14 protein-coding genes are annotated in these 15,094 nt (G+C 57.3%); 5 read left to right on the plus strand and 9 right to left on the minus strand.

The window, feature by feature from the left end:
• Positions 1-11 precede the first annotated feature (11 nt).
• Positions 12-602 (plus strand): OmpH/Skp family outer membrane protein, encoded by a 591-nt coding sequence (locus B150_RS0105565; RefSeq protein WP_020398903.1) that lies wholly within the window; start codon positions 12-14, stop codon positions 600-602.
• A 27-nt stretch (positions 603-629) separates the two neighbouring features.
• Entirely contained in the window at positions 630-1,067 is a 438-nt protein-coding gene (gene fabZ, locus B150_RS0105570) for a 3-hydroxyacyl-ACP dehydratase FabZ (protein ID WP_020398904.1), read from the plus strand.
• 169 nt (positions 1,068-1,236) lie between these two features.
• Here fabZ and B150_RS0105575 read toward each other — a convergent pair whose 3' ends face one another.
• Positions 1,237-2,523, minus strand: a complete 1,287-nt coding sequence (locus B150_RS0105575) for a citrate synthase (RefSeq protein ID WP_020398905.1) — start codon at positions 2,521-2,523, stop codon at positions 1,237-1,239.
• A 57-nt stretch (positions 2,524-2,580) separates the two neighbouring features.
• Positions 2,581-3,984, minus strand: a complete 1,404-nt coding sequence (gltX, locus tag B150_RS0105580) for a glutamate--tRNA ligase (protein WP_020398906.1) — start codon at positions 3,982-3,984, stop codon at positions 2,581-2,583.
• 301 nt (positions 3,985-4,285) lie between these two features.
• Between gltX and B150_RS0105585 the strand changes: the two genes are divergently transcribed.
• The gene (locus B150_RS0105585) at positions 4,286-6,349 is read left to right on the plus strand and encodes a ComEC/Rec2 family competence protein (protein ID WP_238322440.1); all 2,064 of its coding nucleotides are present in this window, start codon (positions 4,286-4,288) and stop codon (positions 6,347-6,349) included.
• Positions 6,350-6,417: 68 nt separating this feature from the next.
• Here B150_RS0105585 and lexA read toward each other — a convergent pair whose 3' ends face one another.
• The 6 genes from lexA to B150_RS0105615 all read right to left on the minus strand — a co-directional run bounded on the left by lexA (position 6,418) and on the right by B150_RS0105615 (position 11,415).
• Positions 6,418-7,104 carry a transcriptional repressor LexA gene (gene lexA, locus B150_RS0105590; RefSeq protein ID WP_020398908.1) on the minus strand — a complete coding sequence of 229 codons (687 nt, stop codon included), beginning with the start codon at positions 7,102-7,104 and terminating at the stop codon, positions 6,418-6,420.
• A 95-nt stretch (positions 7,105-7,199) separates the two neighbouring features.
• Positions 7,200-8,393 carry a molybdopterin molybdotransferase MoeA gene (locus B150_RS0105595; protein ID WP_025896174.1) on the minus strand — a complete coding sequence of 398 codons (1,194 nt, stop codon included), beginning with the start codon at positions 8,391-8,393 and terminating at the stop codon, positions 7,200-7,202.
• A 13-nt stretch (positions 8,394-8,406) separates the two neighbouring features.
• Positions 8,407-8,883 (minus strand): cyclic pyranopterin monophosphate synthase MoaC, encoded by a 477-nt coding sequence (gene moaC, locus B150_RS0105600; protein ID WP_026168223.1) that lies wholly within the window; start codon positions 8,881-8,883, stop codon positions 8,407-8,409.
• Positions 8,884-9,010: 127 nt separating this feature from the next.
• Positions 9,011-9,805 carry an indole-3-glycerol phosphate synthase TrpC gene (trpC, locus tag B150_RS0105605; RefSeq protein WP_020398911.1) on the minus strand — a complete coding sequence of 265 codons (795 nt, stop codon included), beginning with the start codon at positions 9,803-9,805 and terminating at the stop codon, positions 9,011-9,013.
• Positions 9,798-10,835: an anthranilate phosphoribosyltransferase gene (trpD, locus tag B150_RS0105610; protein WP_020398912.1), complete on the minus strand. Its 1,038-nt coding sequence runs from the start codon at positions 10,833-10,835 to the stop codon at positions 9,798-9,800. Before trpD ends, trpC begins: the two co-directional genes overlap by 8 nt.
• Before the next feature lie 4 nt (positions 10,836-10,839).
• Positions 10,840-11,415 carry an anthranilate synthase component II gene (locus tag B150_RS0105615; protein ID WP_020398913.1) on the minus strand — a complete coding sequence of 192 codons (576 nt, stop codon included), beginning with the start codon at positions 11,413-11,415 and terminating at the stop codon, positions 10,840-10,842.
• Positions 11,416-11,639: 224 nt separating this feature from the next.
• Here B150_RS0105615 and B150_RS19855 point away from each other — a divergent pair, with 224 nt between their 5' ends.
• Both B150_RS19855 and B150_RS19860 read left to right on the plus strand, forming a co-directional pair.
• Positions 11,640-12,638 carry a divergent polysaccharide deacetylase family protein gene (locus tag B150_RS19855; protein ID WP_162139654.1) on the plus strand — a complete coding sequence of 333 codons (999 nt, stop codon included), beginning with the start codon at positions 11,640-11,642 and terminating at the stop codon, positions 12,636-12,638.
• On the plus strand, positions 12,628-13,587 hold the full coding sequence (locus tag B150_RS19860) for a Gfo/Idh/MocA family protein (RefSeq protein ID WP_081611338.1): 960 nt from the start codon (positions 12,628-12,630) through the stop codon (positions 13,585-13,587). The genes B150_RS19855 and B150_RS19860 overlap by 11 nt, the downstream gene beginning before the upstream one ends.
• Here the strand turns inward: B150_RS19860 and trpE are convergent.
• On the minus strand, positions 13,584-15,089 hold the full coding sequence (gene trpE / locus B150_RS0105630; protein ID WP_020398916.1) for an anthranilate synthase component I: 1,506 nt from the start codon (positions 15,087-15,089) through the stop codon (positions 13,584-13,586). The two genes, B150_RS19860 and trpE, sit on opposite strands and share 4 nt — an antisense overlap.
• Positions 15,090-15,094 lie beyond the last annotated feature (5 nt).

Consider the following 15,094-nt stretch of genomic DNA (forward strand, 5'->3'; position numbering starts at 1 on the left):
GGGATAGAAAAATGGGTAAGTTGTTTAAATCTTTCAAATTTGGCGTACTCGCCGTGATGGCCACTATTGGCCTGACAGCAGGCGCGTCGGCTCAGATCCTCACGGTCGATGACGAGCGTGTGGAGCGTGAAGCTGCCGCATACAAAGACTTCAACCTTCAGACCAACGAGCTGCGCCAAAGCATCCTTCAGCGCCGTCAGATGGTAACCCGTGGTGGTGCGCTTGAGCAGCAACTCGCTGACCTCGAGAAGCGCAAAGCCATCATTGGCAACGACAAATACGAAGAAGAGAAGAAGAAGCTCGAGGGTACTTACATCCGCTTCCAGCAGGAACTGGCCCAGCTCGAGTATGTCTTTGACCAACTTCGTCAGGAAGCACTGGTACAGGTTGAGCGCGCGCGCCAGCCGGTTATCCGCAGCCTGCTTGCAGAGCGTAACGCACAGGTTATCATGCCGAAGCGTGTCCTGCTTGGTGCCGCTGCCGGTATCGACGTGACGACCCAGTTCATTGAGAAGCTGGACGCGGAGCTGCCGAACGTTGTGCTCAACAACCTGCCGAAACCAGCGGCTGACGCTGCACCGGCTGAGCCGAAAAAGCAGTAAGCGGATAGTCATCCAAGGGGCTGAATGATGACATTCGATATCGAAAAAATCATGGAACTGATACCGCACCGGTATCCGTTCCTGTTGGTGGACAAAGTTGTTGATATCGTGCCGGGCGAAAGCGGTACTGGCATCAAGAATGTCACGATGAACGAGCCGTTCTTCCCGGGTCACTTCCCGCAGAAGCCGGTTATGCCGGGTGTGTTGATCCTCGAGGCCATGGCGCAAACCGCCGGCTGCCTCGCCATCGACTTCCTCGGCGATGACGCCAAAGGCAAGGTGGTCTACTTCATGGCAATCGACGGCGCGAAATTCCGCCGCCCGGTGGTGCCTGGTGACCGGCTTGAGATGAAGCTTGTCAAAATCCGCGGCCGGGGGGCTGTGTGGAAATTTGACGCCAAGGCTTACGTCGATGGCGAACTTGCCACGGAAGCCCAGCTTACAGCGATGCTCGGCGGCAACTAAGTCCAAGGCTCACAGCTTAGACAGTGAAACAGGCGGTCCCACGGGCCGCCTTTTTTATTGCTTTGTGCTCGTAGGTGTCAGCGATGATTGGTTAGGGCGGGCGGTATTTATCAGGCAAAAAAAAGGCCGGTCAAATGACCGGCCTTTCGTATTGTCTTGTGTCGAAAGCTTAGCGCTTGTCGACCGGCACATAGTCGCGCTTCGGCGCGCCGGTGTAGAGCTGACGCGGACGACCGATCTTCTGGGTCGGGTCTTCGATCATCTCTTTCCACTGCGCTACCCAACCCGAGGTACGGGCGAGGGCGAAAAGCACGGTGAACATGGCGGTCGGGAAGCCCATCGCCTTGAGGATGATGCCGGAGTAGAAGTCCACGTTCGGGTAGAGTTTCTTCTCTACGAAATAGGGGTCTTCAAGGGCGATCTTCTCAAGTTCCATCGCAACGTCAAACAGCGGATCATCCACACCCAGTTCTTTCAGAACCTTGTGTGCGGTATCGCGCATGACGGTCGCGCGGGGGTCGAAGTTCTTGTAAACGCGGTGACCGAAGCCCATCAGGCGGAACGGATCGCTCTTGTCCTTGGCGCGTGCCACGAACTCCGGGATACGGTCCACAGTGCCGATTTCCTGAAGCATGTTCAGGCAAGCTTCGTTGGCACCGCCGTGTGCCGGACCCCAGAGGCAAGCGATGCCAGCTGCGATACAAGCGAACGGGTTAGCGCCCGAAGAGCCTGCGAGACGCACGGTCGACGTGGACGCGTTTTGCTCGTGGTCGGCGTGCAGGATGAAAATGAGGTCCATGGCTTTTTCAAGCGTCGGGCTCACTTTATATTCTTCTGCAGGCACCGAGAACATCATGTGCAGGAAGTTACCGGCGTACGACAGGTCGTTGCGCGGGTAAACAAACGGCTGGCCAACAGAATATTTGTAGGCCATCGCTGCAATGGTCGGGATCTTCGCGATCAGGCGGTAGCTTGCCACCATGCGCTGGTGCGGATCGTTGATGTCCGTGCTGTCATGGTAGAAAGCAGCCAGTGCACCAACAACGCCAACCATGATCGCCATCGGGTGTGCATCACGGCGGAAGCCGGTGAAGAAGCGGTGAAGCTGCTCATGCACCATGGTGTGGTGGGTGATGTCATGGACAAATTTCTCTTTTTCCGCCTTGGTCGGCAGCTCGCCGAACAGGAGGATATAACAAACTTCCATGAAATCGCTGTTGGCAGCGAGCTGCTCGATCGGGTAACCGCGATACTGCAGTTCGCCTTTTTCACCGTCGATATAGGTGATTTTCGATTCACAGCTGGCTGTGGACGTAAAACCCGGGTCAAAGGTGAACATACCGGTTTGTGCATAAAGCTTCCGGATGTCCATTACCTTTGGACCAACAGACCCCTCCATAACAGGAAGGTCGACGTCAGCACCGGCGCCGGCCAGTTTAAGGGGATCATTAGACATGGTCCTTACTCCTTCTCAAAATTCAACTGTCCACCCCCCAGGAGGCAGATCAAAGGATTACGCGGCAACGCGGTCCCTCAAGCGGCCGATCGTTTCGTCCTGGCCTAATATCTCCAGGGTCTCAACGAGGTCGCCGGACTGTTTCCCTCCCGTCACGGCGGCCCTTATCGGCTGCATCACTTTGCCAAGTTTAAGGTCTTCTGCTTCCGCAAAAGACATAATGGCAGCTTTAATCACCGGGCCATTCCACTCGGTGACGGCTTCCAATTCTTTCGCCACTTTTTCAAGCACGGGCAGAACATCGTCTGTCAGTTGCTTGGCGGCAGTTTCCGTTAGCTCTAACGGGCGTGTGTTACAAAAAAGAGACGCGCTCTCGACAAGCTCCGGAAGGCGCTTGGCGCGTTCGGCGAGCGCGGGCAGGGCGCGGCTCAACCGATCAATCTCGGCTCTCTCGAGCGCGCGGTCCAGAGTATTTTCTAGTCCGCTTTTCACAATTGACAAGAGGCGTTCTGCATCACACTCGCGAATATAGTGGCCATTGAGGTTATCAAGCTTGTCAAAATCGAAGCGCGCGGGCCCACGGCCAACGCTCTCGAGGTTGAACCACTCGATCGCCTGCTTGGTCGAGATGATCTCATCGTCGCCGTGGCTCCAGCCGAGACGCAGCAGATAGTTGCGCATCGCTTCCGGCAGGAAACCCATTTCTTCATAAGCTTCAACCCCGAGCGCACCATGGCGCTTCGAGAGTTTTTTGCCGTCCATGCCGTGGATAAGCGGAATATGCGCGAACACCGGCACATCCCAGCCCATGGCTTCAAAAATCTGATACTGGCGGAACGCGTTGTTCAGATGGTCGTCGCCGCGGATAATATGGGTGATACCCATGTCATGGTCGTCCACCACCACAGCCAGCATATAAGTTGGCGTGCCGTCGGAGCGCAGGATGATCATGTCATCCAGTTCCGCATTCTTTACCGTCACATCGCCCTGTACCGCGTCATGGATCGTCACCTCGCCTTCGCGGGGCATCTTGATACGGATAGAATAGGGTGCGCCCTCAGGCGCTTCAGCCGGGTCGCGGTCGCGCCACAGGTCACCGCGGAAGTTGCGGCCCTCAGCGCGGGCAGTCTCGCGTGCTTCCGCGAGCTCCTCCGTGCTGGCGTAGCAGCGGTAAGCCTTGCCGTTCGCAAGCATCTCAAGCGCCACATCCTGGTGGCGGTCGGCACGTGATGCCTGGCTGATGGCGGTGCCATCCCAGTCAAGCTCAAGCCAGCGCATACCCTTGAGGATGGCGTCAATCGCCTCCTCGGTGGAGCGCTTCTTGTCCGTATCCTCGATACGCAGCAGGAAGTCGCCGCCATGGTGGCGAGCAAAGAGCCAATTATAAAGGGCTGTCCGGGCGCCGCCGATGTGGAGGAAGCCGGTTGGGGACGGTGCAAACCGCGTTACCACTTTGGGCATGTCATTTTGCATGCTCAGGAACTAAACCTTTGTTGTTTCAAACAAAATACCAACGCCGGAAATGTTTGGTGGCGTCGGTGAAGAAAGCTTGAGAGGCTTGTAGCACAAGTTTTCTGACAACACAAATTGCCGCAGCGCAAAAAAAATTATCTAATGGGCGTCGGTATGGACACATATGTGGTGACGATGCGGGGATGTCGAGGGGGCAAGGCAAAATGGCAGTTCGGGATACTGGCAGGTTGAGGGTGTCATGAACCTGAAGGGCCGTGTTTCCAATGTGTTGCGTGCCGCACACGACATAATGTCGCGCCCTCTAAATCGGGCCGCGAACAGTGCCGCGAAACACCTGCACGGCGAATGGCGCATCATACTGTGCGCTGCAATATTTGGCGCCGTTTGTGCCCTCTATATTGCCGTTTCGTTCCAGCCCCCTGCATTCACGAGTAATCTGGCAATATTTGGCGTTGTAGTATTGCTGGTATCTATTCGCCGCGCGTGGCGATCACTGCCTGCGCAGTTGCTGATGGTGGCGATACTTGCGCTTACGCTCTCCAGCCTGCGCGTGCAACTGGTGAGCGCGCCCAAGCTCACTCAGGAACGTTTTGTCAGCATTGAAGGCATCGTCGAGGCGTTCGACCGAAGGCCAGACCGGGCACCGCGGCTCGATGTCGTGCCACTGAGGCTCGATGAGCAAACCGCGGGGCTTCCAAGCCGTATCCGCCTGATCGTACGAACAAGGGCGCCTGAAGAACTGGAGCGCGGTACTCGGATTAGCCTGAAGGCGATCCTGACGCCGCCGTCGCCCCCCGTGGTGCCGGGTGGCTATGATTTTGGCCGGGCTGACTTCTTTCAGGGCATTGGCGCCGAAGGTTATGCCGCTTCCACGATCACTGTTCTTGGCGATGATGTGCTGGCGGAATCAGCACTTACCCGGACGACAGAAAGGCTGCGTGACCATATATCCAATGAGCTGATGCGGCTCTTGCCGGGGCAGTCCGGCGCTGTTGCGGTCGCGCTGACCGTTGGCGATAGGCATTTCATCGGTGAAGAAACGGCGGCGGCTATCCGCGATGCAGGCCTTGCCCATCTTCTCGCGATCTCGGGCCTTCATATGGGCCTCATTACCGCCGCGGCGTTTTTTGTCATTGAATATCTGGTGGCTGCATTTCCGTCGGTCGCCTTGAGGGTACGGCCTAAAAAGGTGGCTGCCGTCGTCGCTTGGGTTATCGCCATTTGTTACCTGCTGCTTTCAGGTATGGGAATTGCCACGGTGCGCGCCTTTATCATGATCAGTGTCGCGCTGCTTGCGGTATTGTTTGACCGGCGAGTGATGTCGCTCCGGTCCATTGCGCTAGCAGTTTTTGCGGTGCTGGTCATCTGGCCTGAAGCTGTTCTCCGTGTCAGCTTTCAGATGTCGTTTGCGGCGACGGCTGCACTGGTGGCTGTCTATGAAGTGCTGTCACGGCGCGGTCTGACTACACGCGGCGATGCAGGGCTGATCCGACGATTTTTGCGTTTCCTCTTTTTCATGGGCTTCACCAGCCTTGTGGCTCAGGTGGCGATTGCACCCTTCGCGCTTTACCATTTCCAGACACTCTCGCTGATCGGCATCATTGCCAATATCGTTGTGGTGCCGATCATGAGCGCGGCGATCATGCCGCTTGCGCTTATCAGTATCATCCTGATGCCGCTTGGCCTCCATGAGTGGCCGGTGTGGGCGCTTGGGGTTGGGCTCGACCAAGTCATTCAACTCGCGCACTATTTCGCGGCATTCCCTTATGCTGTGTACCGCGCAGGCGCACCCGGCGAGCTTTATCTGATTGTCGCGTCAATGGTTTTTGCGGCTCTTCTGCTCATTCGGCAGCGCATCGCCTCCATTATATTGCTATCTGGTTATATAGCGCTGCTTTGTTTGCCTTTTGGGCCAGTTGCAGACGTGATGGTGGACAATCAGGGCAGGGTGATTGCCCGTGCTGATCAGGCGTCCGGCAGGCTACTGATCATTGGCGGCAGGCGTGACAGCTACCGGGACGAGAACTGGCGTCGCTACTGGGGCCTTGCGCAGGAGCCAGCGGCCGGGGTGTTGCACCGCCACTGTGATGCAAGCGCCTGCCGCACTGGCCTTGGCGGGGAGCGCTACGTGACTGTACTTAAATCCATGTCCGCGCTCAGGCAGGCGTGTGCTGCGGGCGATATTGTGGTGGGGCCACGCCGTTGGCACCGTTACTGCGCGGGCAGCGGCGTGTATCTCTATGAAGAAAGTTTTGAGCGTTTTGGCGTGGCTGCGGTTTATTACTCCGAGGGCGAAGATGAGGCCATGACGTTCCGCTGGTCAAAACCCCAAGGAAAAAGGCCGTGGCACTGATACGCGCCATGGCCTTTTGAAATTCTTTTAAACTATCGAGGTGGAACTATCGCCCACTTGCCTGAAAGCTAGTGGTAGGTACGCAAAAGGCCCACAAGCCGCCCCTGGACTTTCACCCGGTCGGCTTCCAGCACCTGGGTTTTATAGTCACGGTTCGCTGGCACCAGCTCAATAAAGCGGCCGTTCCGGCGCAGGGTCTTGAGCGTTGCTTCTTCGCGGTCGACAAGGGCCACCACCACTTCGCCGTCGCGCGCGACCTCAGTGCTTTCAATCACCACAGTGTCGCCGTCCAGAATACCAAGCTCAATCATACTGTCGCCAGAGACCTCAAGCGCATAACAGTTGCCGCGCCCAAGCATGCCGTGGGGGACGGAAACAAAGCTGTCGCGGTTCTCAAGCGCTTCGATGGGTGTGCCAGCTGCGATACGGCCATGGAGCGGTATTTCGATACTGTGATCTTCCTGCGGGGCCGGGGTGGCTGCTTTCGGGCTCGCGCCAAAATTCCCGGCAACCACATTGCTTGCGGTCGTTGTCGCGGGTTTCTCCGGCATCTTGATCACTTCAAGCGCACGGGCACGGTTTGCCATGCGGCGGATGAAACCACGTTCCTCAAGCGCATTCACCAACCGGTGCACGCCTGATTTGGATTTGAGGCCCAAGGCATCTTTCATCTCGTCAAAAGACGGGGACACACCATTTTCTGCCAGTCGTTCCTGAATGAATACAAGCAGTTGGTGCTGTTTCGCCGTGAGCATCGCTTCTCTCCGCGTTTTGTTTTCGGTATGTTCTCTTTTAGTTCACCTTTTGGCTGATTGTCAAGGCCTCATGGGAACATGCGGCTTTTTGACGGTCAGAAAGGCAGGAACGGAACAAAGTCACCCGCTTTGGCGGCCGGTGCCTCTGGTGCGCGGATGATAAGGCCGTCACTTTGCGCGAGCACAGTGAGGAGGCTGCTGTCCTGATCGACAGCGGGGTCGAGCGCGCGGCTGCCAGGCACACCGATGAGGCGTGCACGAACATAATGCTGGCGCAGGCCGTTTGCGGGCATATCAGCCGCCAGCGGCAGCGGTACACCCTGTGGCAGTGGTGCTGGTCGGCCCATCAACTGGTCAATCAGCGGCCTTGCGAACAGCAGCGCGCAAACAAAGGCGGATACCGGATTGCCCGGCAGGCCTAGCACGCGCATGTCGCCAATCTGGCCAAATATCAGCGGTTTGCCGGGGCGCATGGCAACTTTCCAGAAATCGAGTCTCATGCCTTCCTGCGCCAGGGCCTGTTGCATCAGGTCCTTGTCGCCCACCGATGCGCCGCCGAGGGTGATGAGAAGGTCTGCACCCTTGGCTTTCTTGATCGTGTCCTGCAGCGCCTTGAGGCTGTCGCCTGCTTGCCCGATATAGCTGCAGTCAGCGCCAGCGTCGCGGAACAGGGCCATAAGCTGGGGCGCGGTGCTGTTGACAGTCTCATGCGGCGCGAAGCTTGCCTTGGCTGGGTCTGCCAGTTCGTCGCCGGTGGCGAGAATGGCAACACGCGGTGCGCGGTGCACCATCAGGTGGCTATGCCCAGCTGATGCGGCGAGGCCAAGCGACTTGGGCGTCAGGAAAGTGCCGGCGTCCAGCACTACCTGTTTTTCAAGGAAATCAATGCCCATGGCGCGGATGTTCTTGTGAGGTTCTGCGGCTTCACGGGTGAAGATGCGGCCGTCACGTGCTTCAACGTTTTCCTGAATAACCACCTGGTCCGCGCCTTTCGGCACCACGGCGCCAGTGAAGATGCGGACGGCTTGACCTGCCTTGCATTCATGCTCGTAAGGCGCACCTGCTGCACTTTCACGGACAACTGACAGTTCCCGCATGTCGCCCGTAAGGTCCGCGCTTCTGACCGCGTATCCGTCCATGGCGGAGAGGTCCGCGCCGGGCTGTGAGCGGCGCGCTGCAAGGGGGGCGGCAAGTACGCGACCTGAGGCTTCGGCCACCGCAACCCGTTCCGTGGTCAGCGGTTTTGCATTCATGACAATACGTTCAAAGGCTTTTTCGACAGTGATCATGATGTTCCCGGCTTTAACTGGCTTCATAGGTGCCTGATTTGCCACCTTCTTTTTTGAGCAGGCGAATCCCCTCGATCCGCATGGCTTTGTCGACCGCCTTGGCCATGTCATAGAAGGTGAGGGCGGCTACGCTGACCGCTGTCAGCGCTTCCATTTCCACGCCGGTCTGGCCTGAGACCTTGACCCGCGCCTCTATGCGCACCCGGGTGTCTGAAACACGTTCAATGGCCATCTTCACGCCAGTGATGGGCAGCGGATGGCATAGGGGGATGAGGTCGCTGGTTTTTTTGGCGGCCATGATGCCTGCGAGTTTTGCCGTCGCGATCACGTCACCCTTGGGCAGCTCGCCCTTGAAAACAAGGTCTAGGGTTGCGATTTCTGCCTCAACATAGCCTTCCGCGACAGCGATCCGGCTGGTCACATTCTTGTCGCCAACATCGACCATGTGGACCGATCCCTTGTCGTCAAGATGACTGAGTTTATCGCTCATTGGGGCTCCGTATTCTTGCCGTGAAAACCGCACAATTTATTGCACAGTCTCCGCACACATTCCGCACACTTCGTGCACAGTGTGCGGAGGCTATTTTCAATAGTCTTGCACGGAATGGCTGTCAGTTTCAGCCTGTTTTTTGCAGTGCCTGTACAGCGGCGGTGACATCCGCCTGGCGCATGAAGGTCTCGCCAATCAGGAAACAACCAGCGCCTGCTTCAGCGCAGCGCGCGAGGTCATCAGCGGTCGCGAGGCCGGACTCCGCGACCGCAATTCGTTTGTCAGCATAGGTGGGAACCAAGGACAATGTGGTCTCTATCGACACCTCCATTGTCTTTAAGTTTCTATTGTTTACGCCGATTAGCTCAGATTTTAATTTAAGTGCGCGCTCAAGCTCAGGGCCATCGTGCACCTCGATCAGGACATCCATGCCGTAACCGTGCGCGGCGTCCTCAAGTTCAGCGGCAAGGCTGTCGTCCAATGCGGCCATAATGAGGAGGATACAGTCCGCACCCAAGGCACGTGCTTCGGTGACCTGATAGGGGTCAACCATGAAGTCTTTCCGCAGCACAGGTATCGCACACGCGGCCTTTGCGGCCTTCAGATAGTCGTTATGTCCTTGAAAATAAGGGATATCCGTGAGCACAGACAGGCAGGAAGCGCCGCCTTTTTCATAGGCTGCAGCGAGTGAGGCCGGGTCGAAATCGGGCCGGATCAGGCCTTTGGAAGGGCTCGCCTTCTTGATTTCACAGATAAAACCATAGCGGTCCGCTGCCCGCGCTGTCTTGAGCGCGGTTATAAAACCGCGTGGCGCTTCGGCCTCAGCGGCCATAGCCTCTTGATCGGACAGCGGAATTCGGGATTTCACCTCCGCAACATGTTCACGTTTGCGATCACAGATTTCAGCGAGGATATCACGCATCGTCTTTCTCCGGCGCATGGGCCTGTGTGAAGCTAACCCATTGCTCTAGCGTCGCTTTTGCTTTACCGCTGTCGATTGTCGCGCGCGCTTTGTCCACACCCTCCTGCAGGTTGCCGGCAAGTCCTGCAACCACCAGCGCTGCCCCGGTGTTCATGAGCACAATGTCCCTATAAGCGGATGGCTGGCCGTCCAGGAGATCCCGGATCGCCTGCGCATTTACATCTGCATCGCCACCCTTCAAGGCATTGATATGGCTGGTGTTCAGGCCAACATCGGCCGGGCTGACTTCGAATTCGGTGATCTCGCCGTCCTTGAGTTCTGCAACATATGTGGGGCCGGTGACCGTCACCTCATCAAGGCCATCGCTACCATGCACCACCCAGACATGCTCACTGCCGAGTTTCTGCAGAACTTCGGCCATCGGGCGTAGCCACTTTCGATCGAAAACACCAAGTACCTGACGTTTTGCCTGTGCAGGATTTGCTAGTGGCCCCAATAGGTTAAAGATTGTTCTTAATTGAAGACTTGCGCGTGCGGGTGCCACGTGGCGCATGGCCCGGTGGTGGGAAGGTGCAAACATGAAAGCAAAACCATGCTCGCGCAGGCATTCTTCATTTGCGGCCTGCGTCATTTCCAGATTGGCGCCGAGGGACATCAATACATCCGCCGACCCCGACTTGGACGAGACTGACCGGTTACCATGTTTGGCAACCACGGCACCAGCGGCCGCGGCGACAATCGCGGAAGCCGTTGAAATATTGTAGGTTCCGATACCGTCACCACCTGTGCCACAGGTGTCGATATGGCCCACAGGGGCCTTGATTTTGTCTGCTTTGGTGCGGAGGACGCGGGCACCGCCCACGATTTCATCGACCTGTTCGCCCCTCAGGCGTAGTGCCATGATGAAGGCGGCCATCTGCGCGAGGTCCGCCGCACCAGACATAATGATTTCAAAGGCTTGCTCGGCCTCAGTCGCATCAAGCACAGCGCCGTCAGCGAGTTTCGCGAGGATAGGTCTGAGGTCTGACATGGGCTTATCGTCCTTCGCAGATCGTCAGGAAATTCTTGAGGAGTGCGTGACCATGGTCGGACGCGATGCTTTCAGGGTGGAATTGTACGCCGTGCAGTGGGAATTCCTTGTGCTGCAGGCCCATCACAAGGCCGTCGTCAGTTTCCGCTGTCACCTCAAGGCAGTCAGGCATGCTGTCGCGCTCCACAATCAGGCTGTGGTAGCGCGTTGCCTCATAAGGGCTTGGTAAACCTTTGAAAACGCCCTTGCCGGTGTGGGTAATCCAACTGGTTTTTCCGTGCATCACATAAGGCGCGCGGCATACGTTGCCACCAAAAACCTGCCCCATGCTCTGGAAGCCCAGGCACACGCCAAACATAGGGATGTCAGCTTTGAGTGCATCAATCAACTCAAGGCAAATGCCCGCTTCATTCGGGGTGCAGGGGCCGGGGCTGATGATGATGCCGGTTGGGCGTTTTGCTGCGACTTCGGCAACGGTGATCTGATCATTACGCCACACGTCAACTTTTGCCCCCAATTCCACCAGATAATGGTACAAATTGTAGGTAAAGCTGTCGTAGTTATCGATCAGAATATACATTCAACAAAGTCCCTGATTCTTGAAACATTTGGACAATGCGGCTTTCGGGGGGAATGTCAATGGCGGACGGGCGCGAGCGCGCCAAAAAGCGGCAGGCACAAGAATAATTGAAGTACCAGAGCGTGTTCAGGCAAAAAAATCTAAATTCTCACGATGACAGTCACAAACCAAGGTCACCCTGGCAGCGTTTCAAGCGCTTTGCCGTCGTGCTCTATGTTGGTGTTGTGGCAGCCAGCATTGGCGCGCTTTTACTGGTTCTCGAGGAAGAAGATCAGGTCGCTCCCTCGGTTGAGAATGGTGCGACGGATGCTGAAGTTGTCGCCATCCTTGAGGCCATGAACGGCGAGAGCTCGGAGATGCCGATCAACGACATCGACCGTCTGGTTCCGATGAAGGAAATGCCCACAAAGCCTGAGTTGCCGGAAAAGGAAGAACCAAAACCCGCCCCGATCCAACCAGAACCCGCTTGGCGGCTATTTGCGGCACACTGGGCCGAGAGCGCCAAGCCGATGCTTGCCATCGTGATCGACGATCTAGGGTTGGCGGAGGAGGCGAGCTATACACTCGCCAAAATGGACGGTCCATATACGCTTGCCTACCTGCCATATGCTGACAACCTGCCTGAACAGACACGCCTTGTGCGCGCCGCAGGGCATGAACTGATGGTGCACATGCCCATGCAGCCCCGAAGCCAGGACGCGGACCCGGGCACCAATGCGCTGTTGACTGGCCTTGCGCCCGAGGAGTTCACGAGGCGACTGGAATGGAATCTGCAGCGTTTTAACGGCTATGTTGGCATCAATAATCATATGGGTAGTGCGCTTACAGAGGATGCGGGCGCGATGGTGCGGGTAATGGTGCGGCTGCGTCATGATGGCCGGTTGTTCCTAGATAGCCTGACATCGCCAAAAAGCATTGGCGTGCGGGCAGCAAAGGCGACCGGTGTGCCCTATATCGCGCGGGATATATTCCTGGATAACGTTCGTGAGGAAGGGCCGATTCTGGAGCAGCTTGCCAAAGCTGAACGTATTGCAGAGCTGCGCGGCTATGCTGTCGCCATTGGTCATCCCTATGAAGTGACCCTCGAAACGCTCGCGAAATGGGAGAAGTCTGCGGACGGGACCAAGGTTACTTTAGTCCCCATCAGCCAGCTCGTGGCGCGAGAGGAGGCTGCACGGCACGCGTCGCTAACAGAGAATCGCGAGGCAGGATATGAACATTAGCAGCCTCAAGATTCTGGTTCTGGGTTGCGAACATTGCCACATTCGCGGGAATAGCGACTTCCTGGCAAATCGGGACGATCTGGAGGTCGTCGGTGTTTGGGGCAGGGAAGCCGAATACGTTCGGGCAATGGCGAAAAAACTGAGTGCCCCGGTTTTGTCAGATACTAAAAACCTCCCCAACGCTGATTTGGCTATCATCACGAGCGATACAAGGGACCACAAGGCTCTCGTCGCGGCTTGTGCAGGCAAAGTGCCGGCTGTTCATATCGACAAGCCACTGGGGCTGGATTCGACCGATGCACGCGAACTTGCGCAGTTGGCGGCACCCTTTGGTGACCTGTTTGCGGTCGGTTTTTTCGCGCGCCTCAATCCCTTGATGCTGAACCTGAAGTCCTTGATCGAAGCGGGTGAAATCGGGGCGCTGAAACATCTGTCGCTTTCGTTCGGGCACACCGGGCGTCTGGACGGCTGGCTCGATGACTGGCCCATGTTTGGCGATCGCGCGCGTTTCGGCTATGGATCATTCGGGGACATCGCCTCACAAGCCATTGATGTTGCTACCATGCTTGCTGGCAGACTGAAGCCCAGGGCATGTGTGCTTCGCTATAAGGCGGGCTATGACACAGATGTGGGCGGTACAGCCATTGCGACCGCCAGCGGGGGCGCGCTTGTTCGCATCTTTGCGAGCGCAGAGATGACCGGCCCTCGTTTTGAGATCAGGGCTGATGGCGAACTCGGTAGCCTGTGGCTGCGGGGGCGCACGCTTGGCAAATACGACGAAAGCGGCGAACCGGTGACCTTGATGGATGGTCAGTGGTCGCAGGCGTCTGACGGCCCTGCGGCGCTTGTCGCGCGCCTACAAGGCGCACCGTATGCGCGATATGCGACTGCCTCAGATGGGCTCTACGTCAATGAAATGCTGGACAGCTTTATGGCGCTGGCGACCTAGCCGCGGTTTGAACGCGCAAAACGAAGGGCTTCCTTGGCGGCCATGACAAGCGCGCGCGCCTTGTTCTCACATTCCTGAAACTCAGATTCTGCGCTACTGTCTGCGACAACGCCGGCACCTGCTTGAACGTGCATCACGCCGTCCTTGACGATGGCGGTGCGCAGTACAATACAGGTGTCCATGTCGCCGCCGGCACTGAAATAACCGACACTGCCTGCGTAGGGGCCACGGGCGTCCACCTCAAGCTCGTCGATCACTTCCATGGCGCGAACCTTGGGGGCGCCAGAGACTGTGCCTGCCGGGAAACCTGCAGAGAGGGCATCGATGGCGTCAAAACGTTTTGCGTCCAGTTCGCCCACCACGTTGGAGACGATATGCATGACGTGGGAGTAGTGCTCAATCGTATTGCGCGCAGTAACTTTCACGGTGCCCGGTTTGGCGACCCGGCCAACGTCGTTCCGACCGAGGTCGAGGAGCATCAGGTGCTCTGCCAGCTCTTTCTGATCCGAAAGCAGGTCTTCCGCGAGAGCAATATCTTCTTCCGGCGTCGCGCCGCGCTTGCGGGTGCCAGCGATGGGGCGGATTGTCACTTCACCGTCCCGCAGGCGCACCAGAATTTCAGGGCTTGAACCCACAATGGCGAAATCCTCAAAGGCGAGGTGATACATGAACGGCGACGGGTTGGTGCGCCTTAGCGCGCGGTATAGCGCGAAGGGCGGCAACTCAAACGGCATCGAGAAACGCTGGCTCAGTACCACCTGGAAAATGTCGCCGGAAAGGATATAGTCCTGCGCCTTTTCTACCATGTCGTAGAAACGCTTGCGCCCGGTATTGGATACAGCTTCCTGCATTTCCGGCATAGCCACTGATGGCATCAGCGGGATTTGGCCCTCCAGCCGGTCCAGCATGGAATCAAGTCGCGCTTCGGCAGCTTTTTGCGCCTCATTTGCCGACATATCGGAGCTAGGACGAACCGGGGTTACGAGAGTGATGAGGTTCGTGACGCTATCAAACACCGCCATAATCGTCGGGCGAATGAAGATGGAGGTGGCGAGGCCGAGCGGGTCTGGCTTGGCGGCTGGCAGCTTTTCCATCTGCCGGACCATGTCATACCCCATATAACCCACGAGGCCCGCGGCCATTGGGGGCAAGGGATGGGGAAGATCGATCAGGCTTTCCTGTTGCAGCCTACGTAGGCTCTCAAGTGGTTTTTCGGCCAGAGTTTCATAGGTGTCGCTATATTCGGCATTCCGGCAGATGCGGACATTGTCGCCTTCTGTGCGCCACACGAGGTCTGGCCTTAGGCCAATGATGGAATAACGGCCCCGGGTCTCGCCGCCTTCAACGGATTCCAGAAGGCAGGAGTAACGCTCGCCCCGTGCGAGTTTCAGGTAGGCGGATACCGGTGTATCGAGGTCTGCAACCAGTGTTTTGGCCAAGACCTGAGCTTTGCCCGTCCCATACAGACGGGCAAACTCTTCTTCATTCACGACATCAGCCAAGGGAC

Origin of the sequence: Kordiimonas gwangyangensis DSM 19435 = JCM 12864 (genome assembly GCF_000375545.1) — a bacterium.
Lineage (GTDB): Bacteria > Pseudomonadota > Alphaproteobacteria > Sphingomonadales > Kordiimonadaceae > Kordiimonas > Kordiimonas gwangyangensis.

Excerpts from the sequence above, each read along its gene's own strand:
- trpD (WP_020398912.1), bottom strand. The coding sequence starts at position 10,835 with ATGTCAGACCTCAGACCTATCCTCGCGAAACTCGCTGACGGCGCTGTG.
- lexA (WP_020398908.1), bottom strand. The coding sequence starts at position 7,104 with ATGCTCACGGCGAAACAGCACCAACTGCTTGTATTCATTCAGGAACGA.
- moaC (WP_026168223.1), bottom strand. The coding sequence starts at position 8,883 with ATGAGCGATAAACTCAGTCATCTTGACGACAAGGGATCGGTCCACATG.
- B150_RS0105575 (WP_020398905.1), bottom strand. The coding sequence starts at position 2,523 with ATGTCTAATGATCCCCTTAAACTGGCCGGCGCCGGTGCTGACGTCGAC.
- gltX (WP_020398906.1), bottom strand. The coding sequence starts at position 3,984 with ATGCCCAAAGTGGTAACGCGGTTTGCACCGTCCCCAACCGGCTTCCTC.
- fabZ (WP_020398904.1), top strand. The coding sequence starts at position 630 with ATGACATTCGATATCGAAAAAATCATGGAACTGATACCGCACCGGTAT.
- B150_RS0105585 (WP_238322440.1), top strand. The coding sequence starts at position 4,286 with ATGTCGCGCCCTCTAAATCGGGCCGCGAACAGTGCCGCGAAACACCTG.
- B150_RS19860 (WP_081611338.1), top strand. The coding sequence starts at position 12,628 with ATGAACATTAGCAGCCTCAAGATTCTGGTTCTGGGTTGCGAACATTGC.
- trpC (WP_020398911.1), bottom strand. The coding sequence starts at position 9,805 with ATGCGTGATATCCTCGCTGAAATCTGTGATCGCAAACGTGAACATGTT.
- B150_RS0105595 (WP_025896174.1), bottom strand. The coding sequence starts at position 8,393 with ATGATCACTGTCGAAAAAGCCTTTGAACGTATTGTCATGAATGCAAAA.
- B150_RS0105565 (WP_020398903.1), top strand. The coding sequence starts at position 12 with ATGGGTAAGTTGTTTAAATCTTTCAAATTTGGCGTACTCGCCGTGATG.
- B150_RS0105615 (WP_020398913.1), bottom strand. The coding sequence starts at position 11,415 with ATGTATATTCTGATCGATAACTACGACAGCTTTACCTACAATTTGTAC.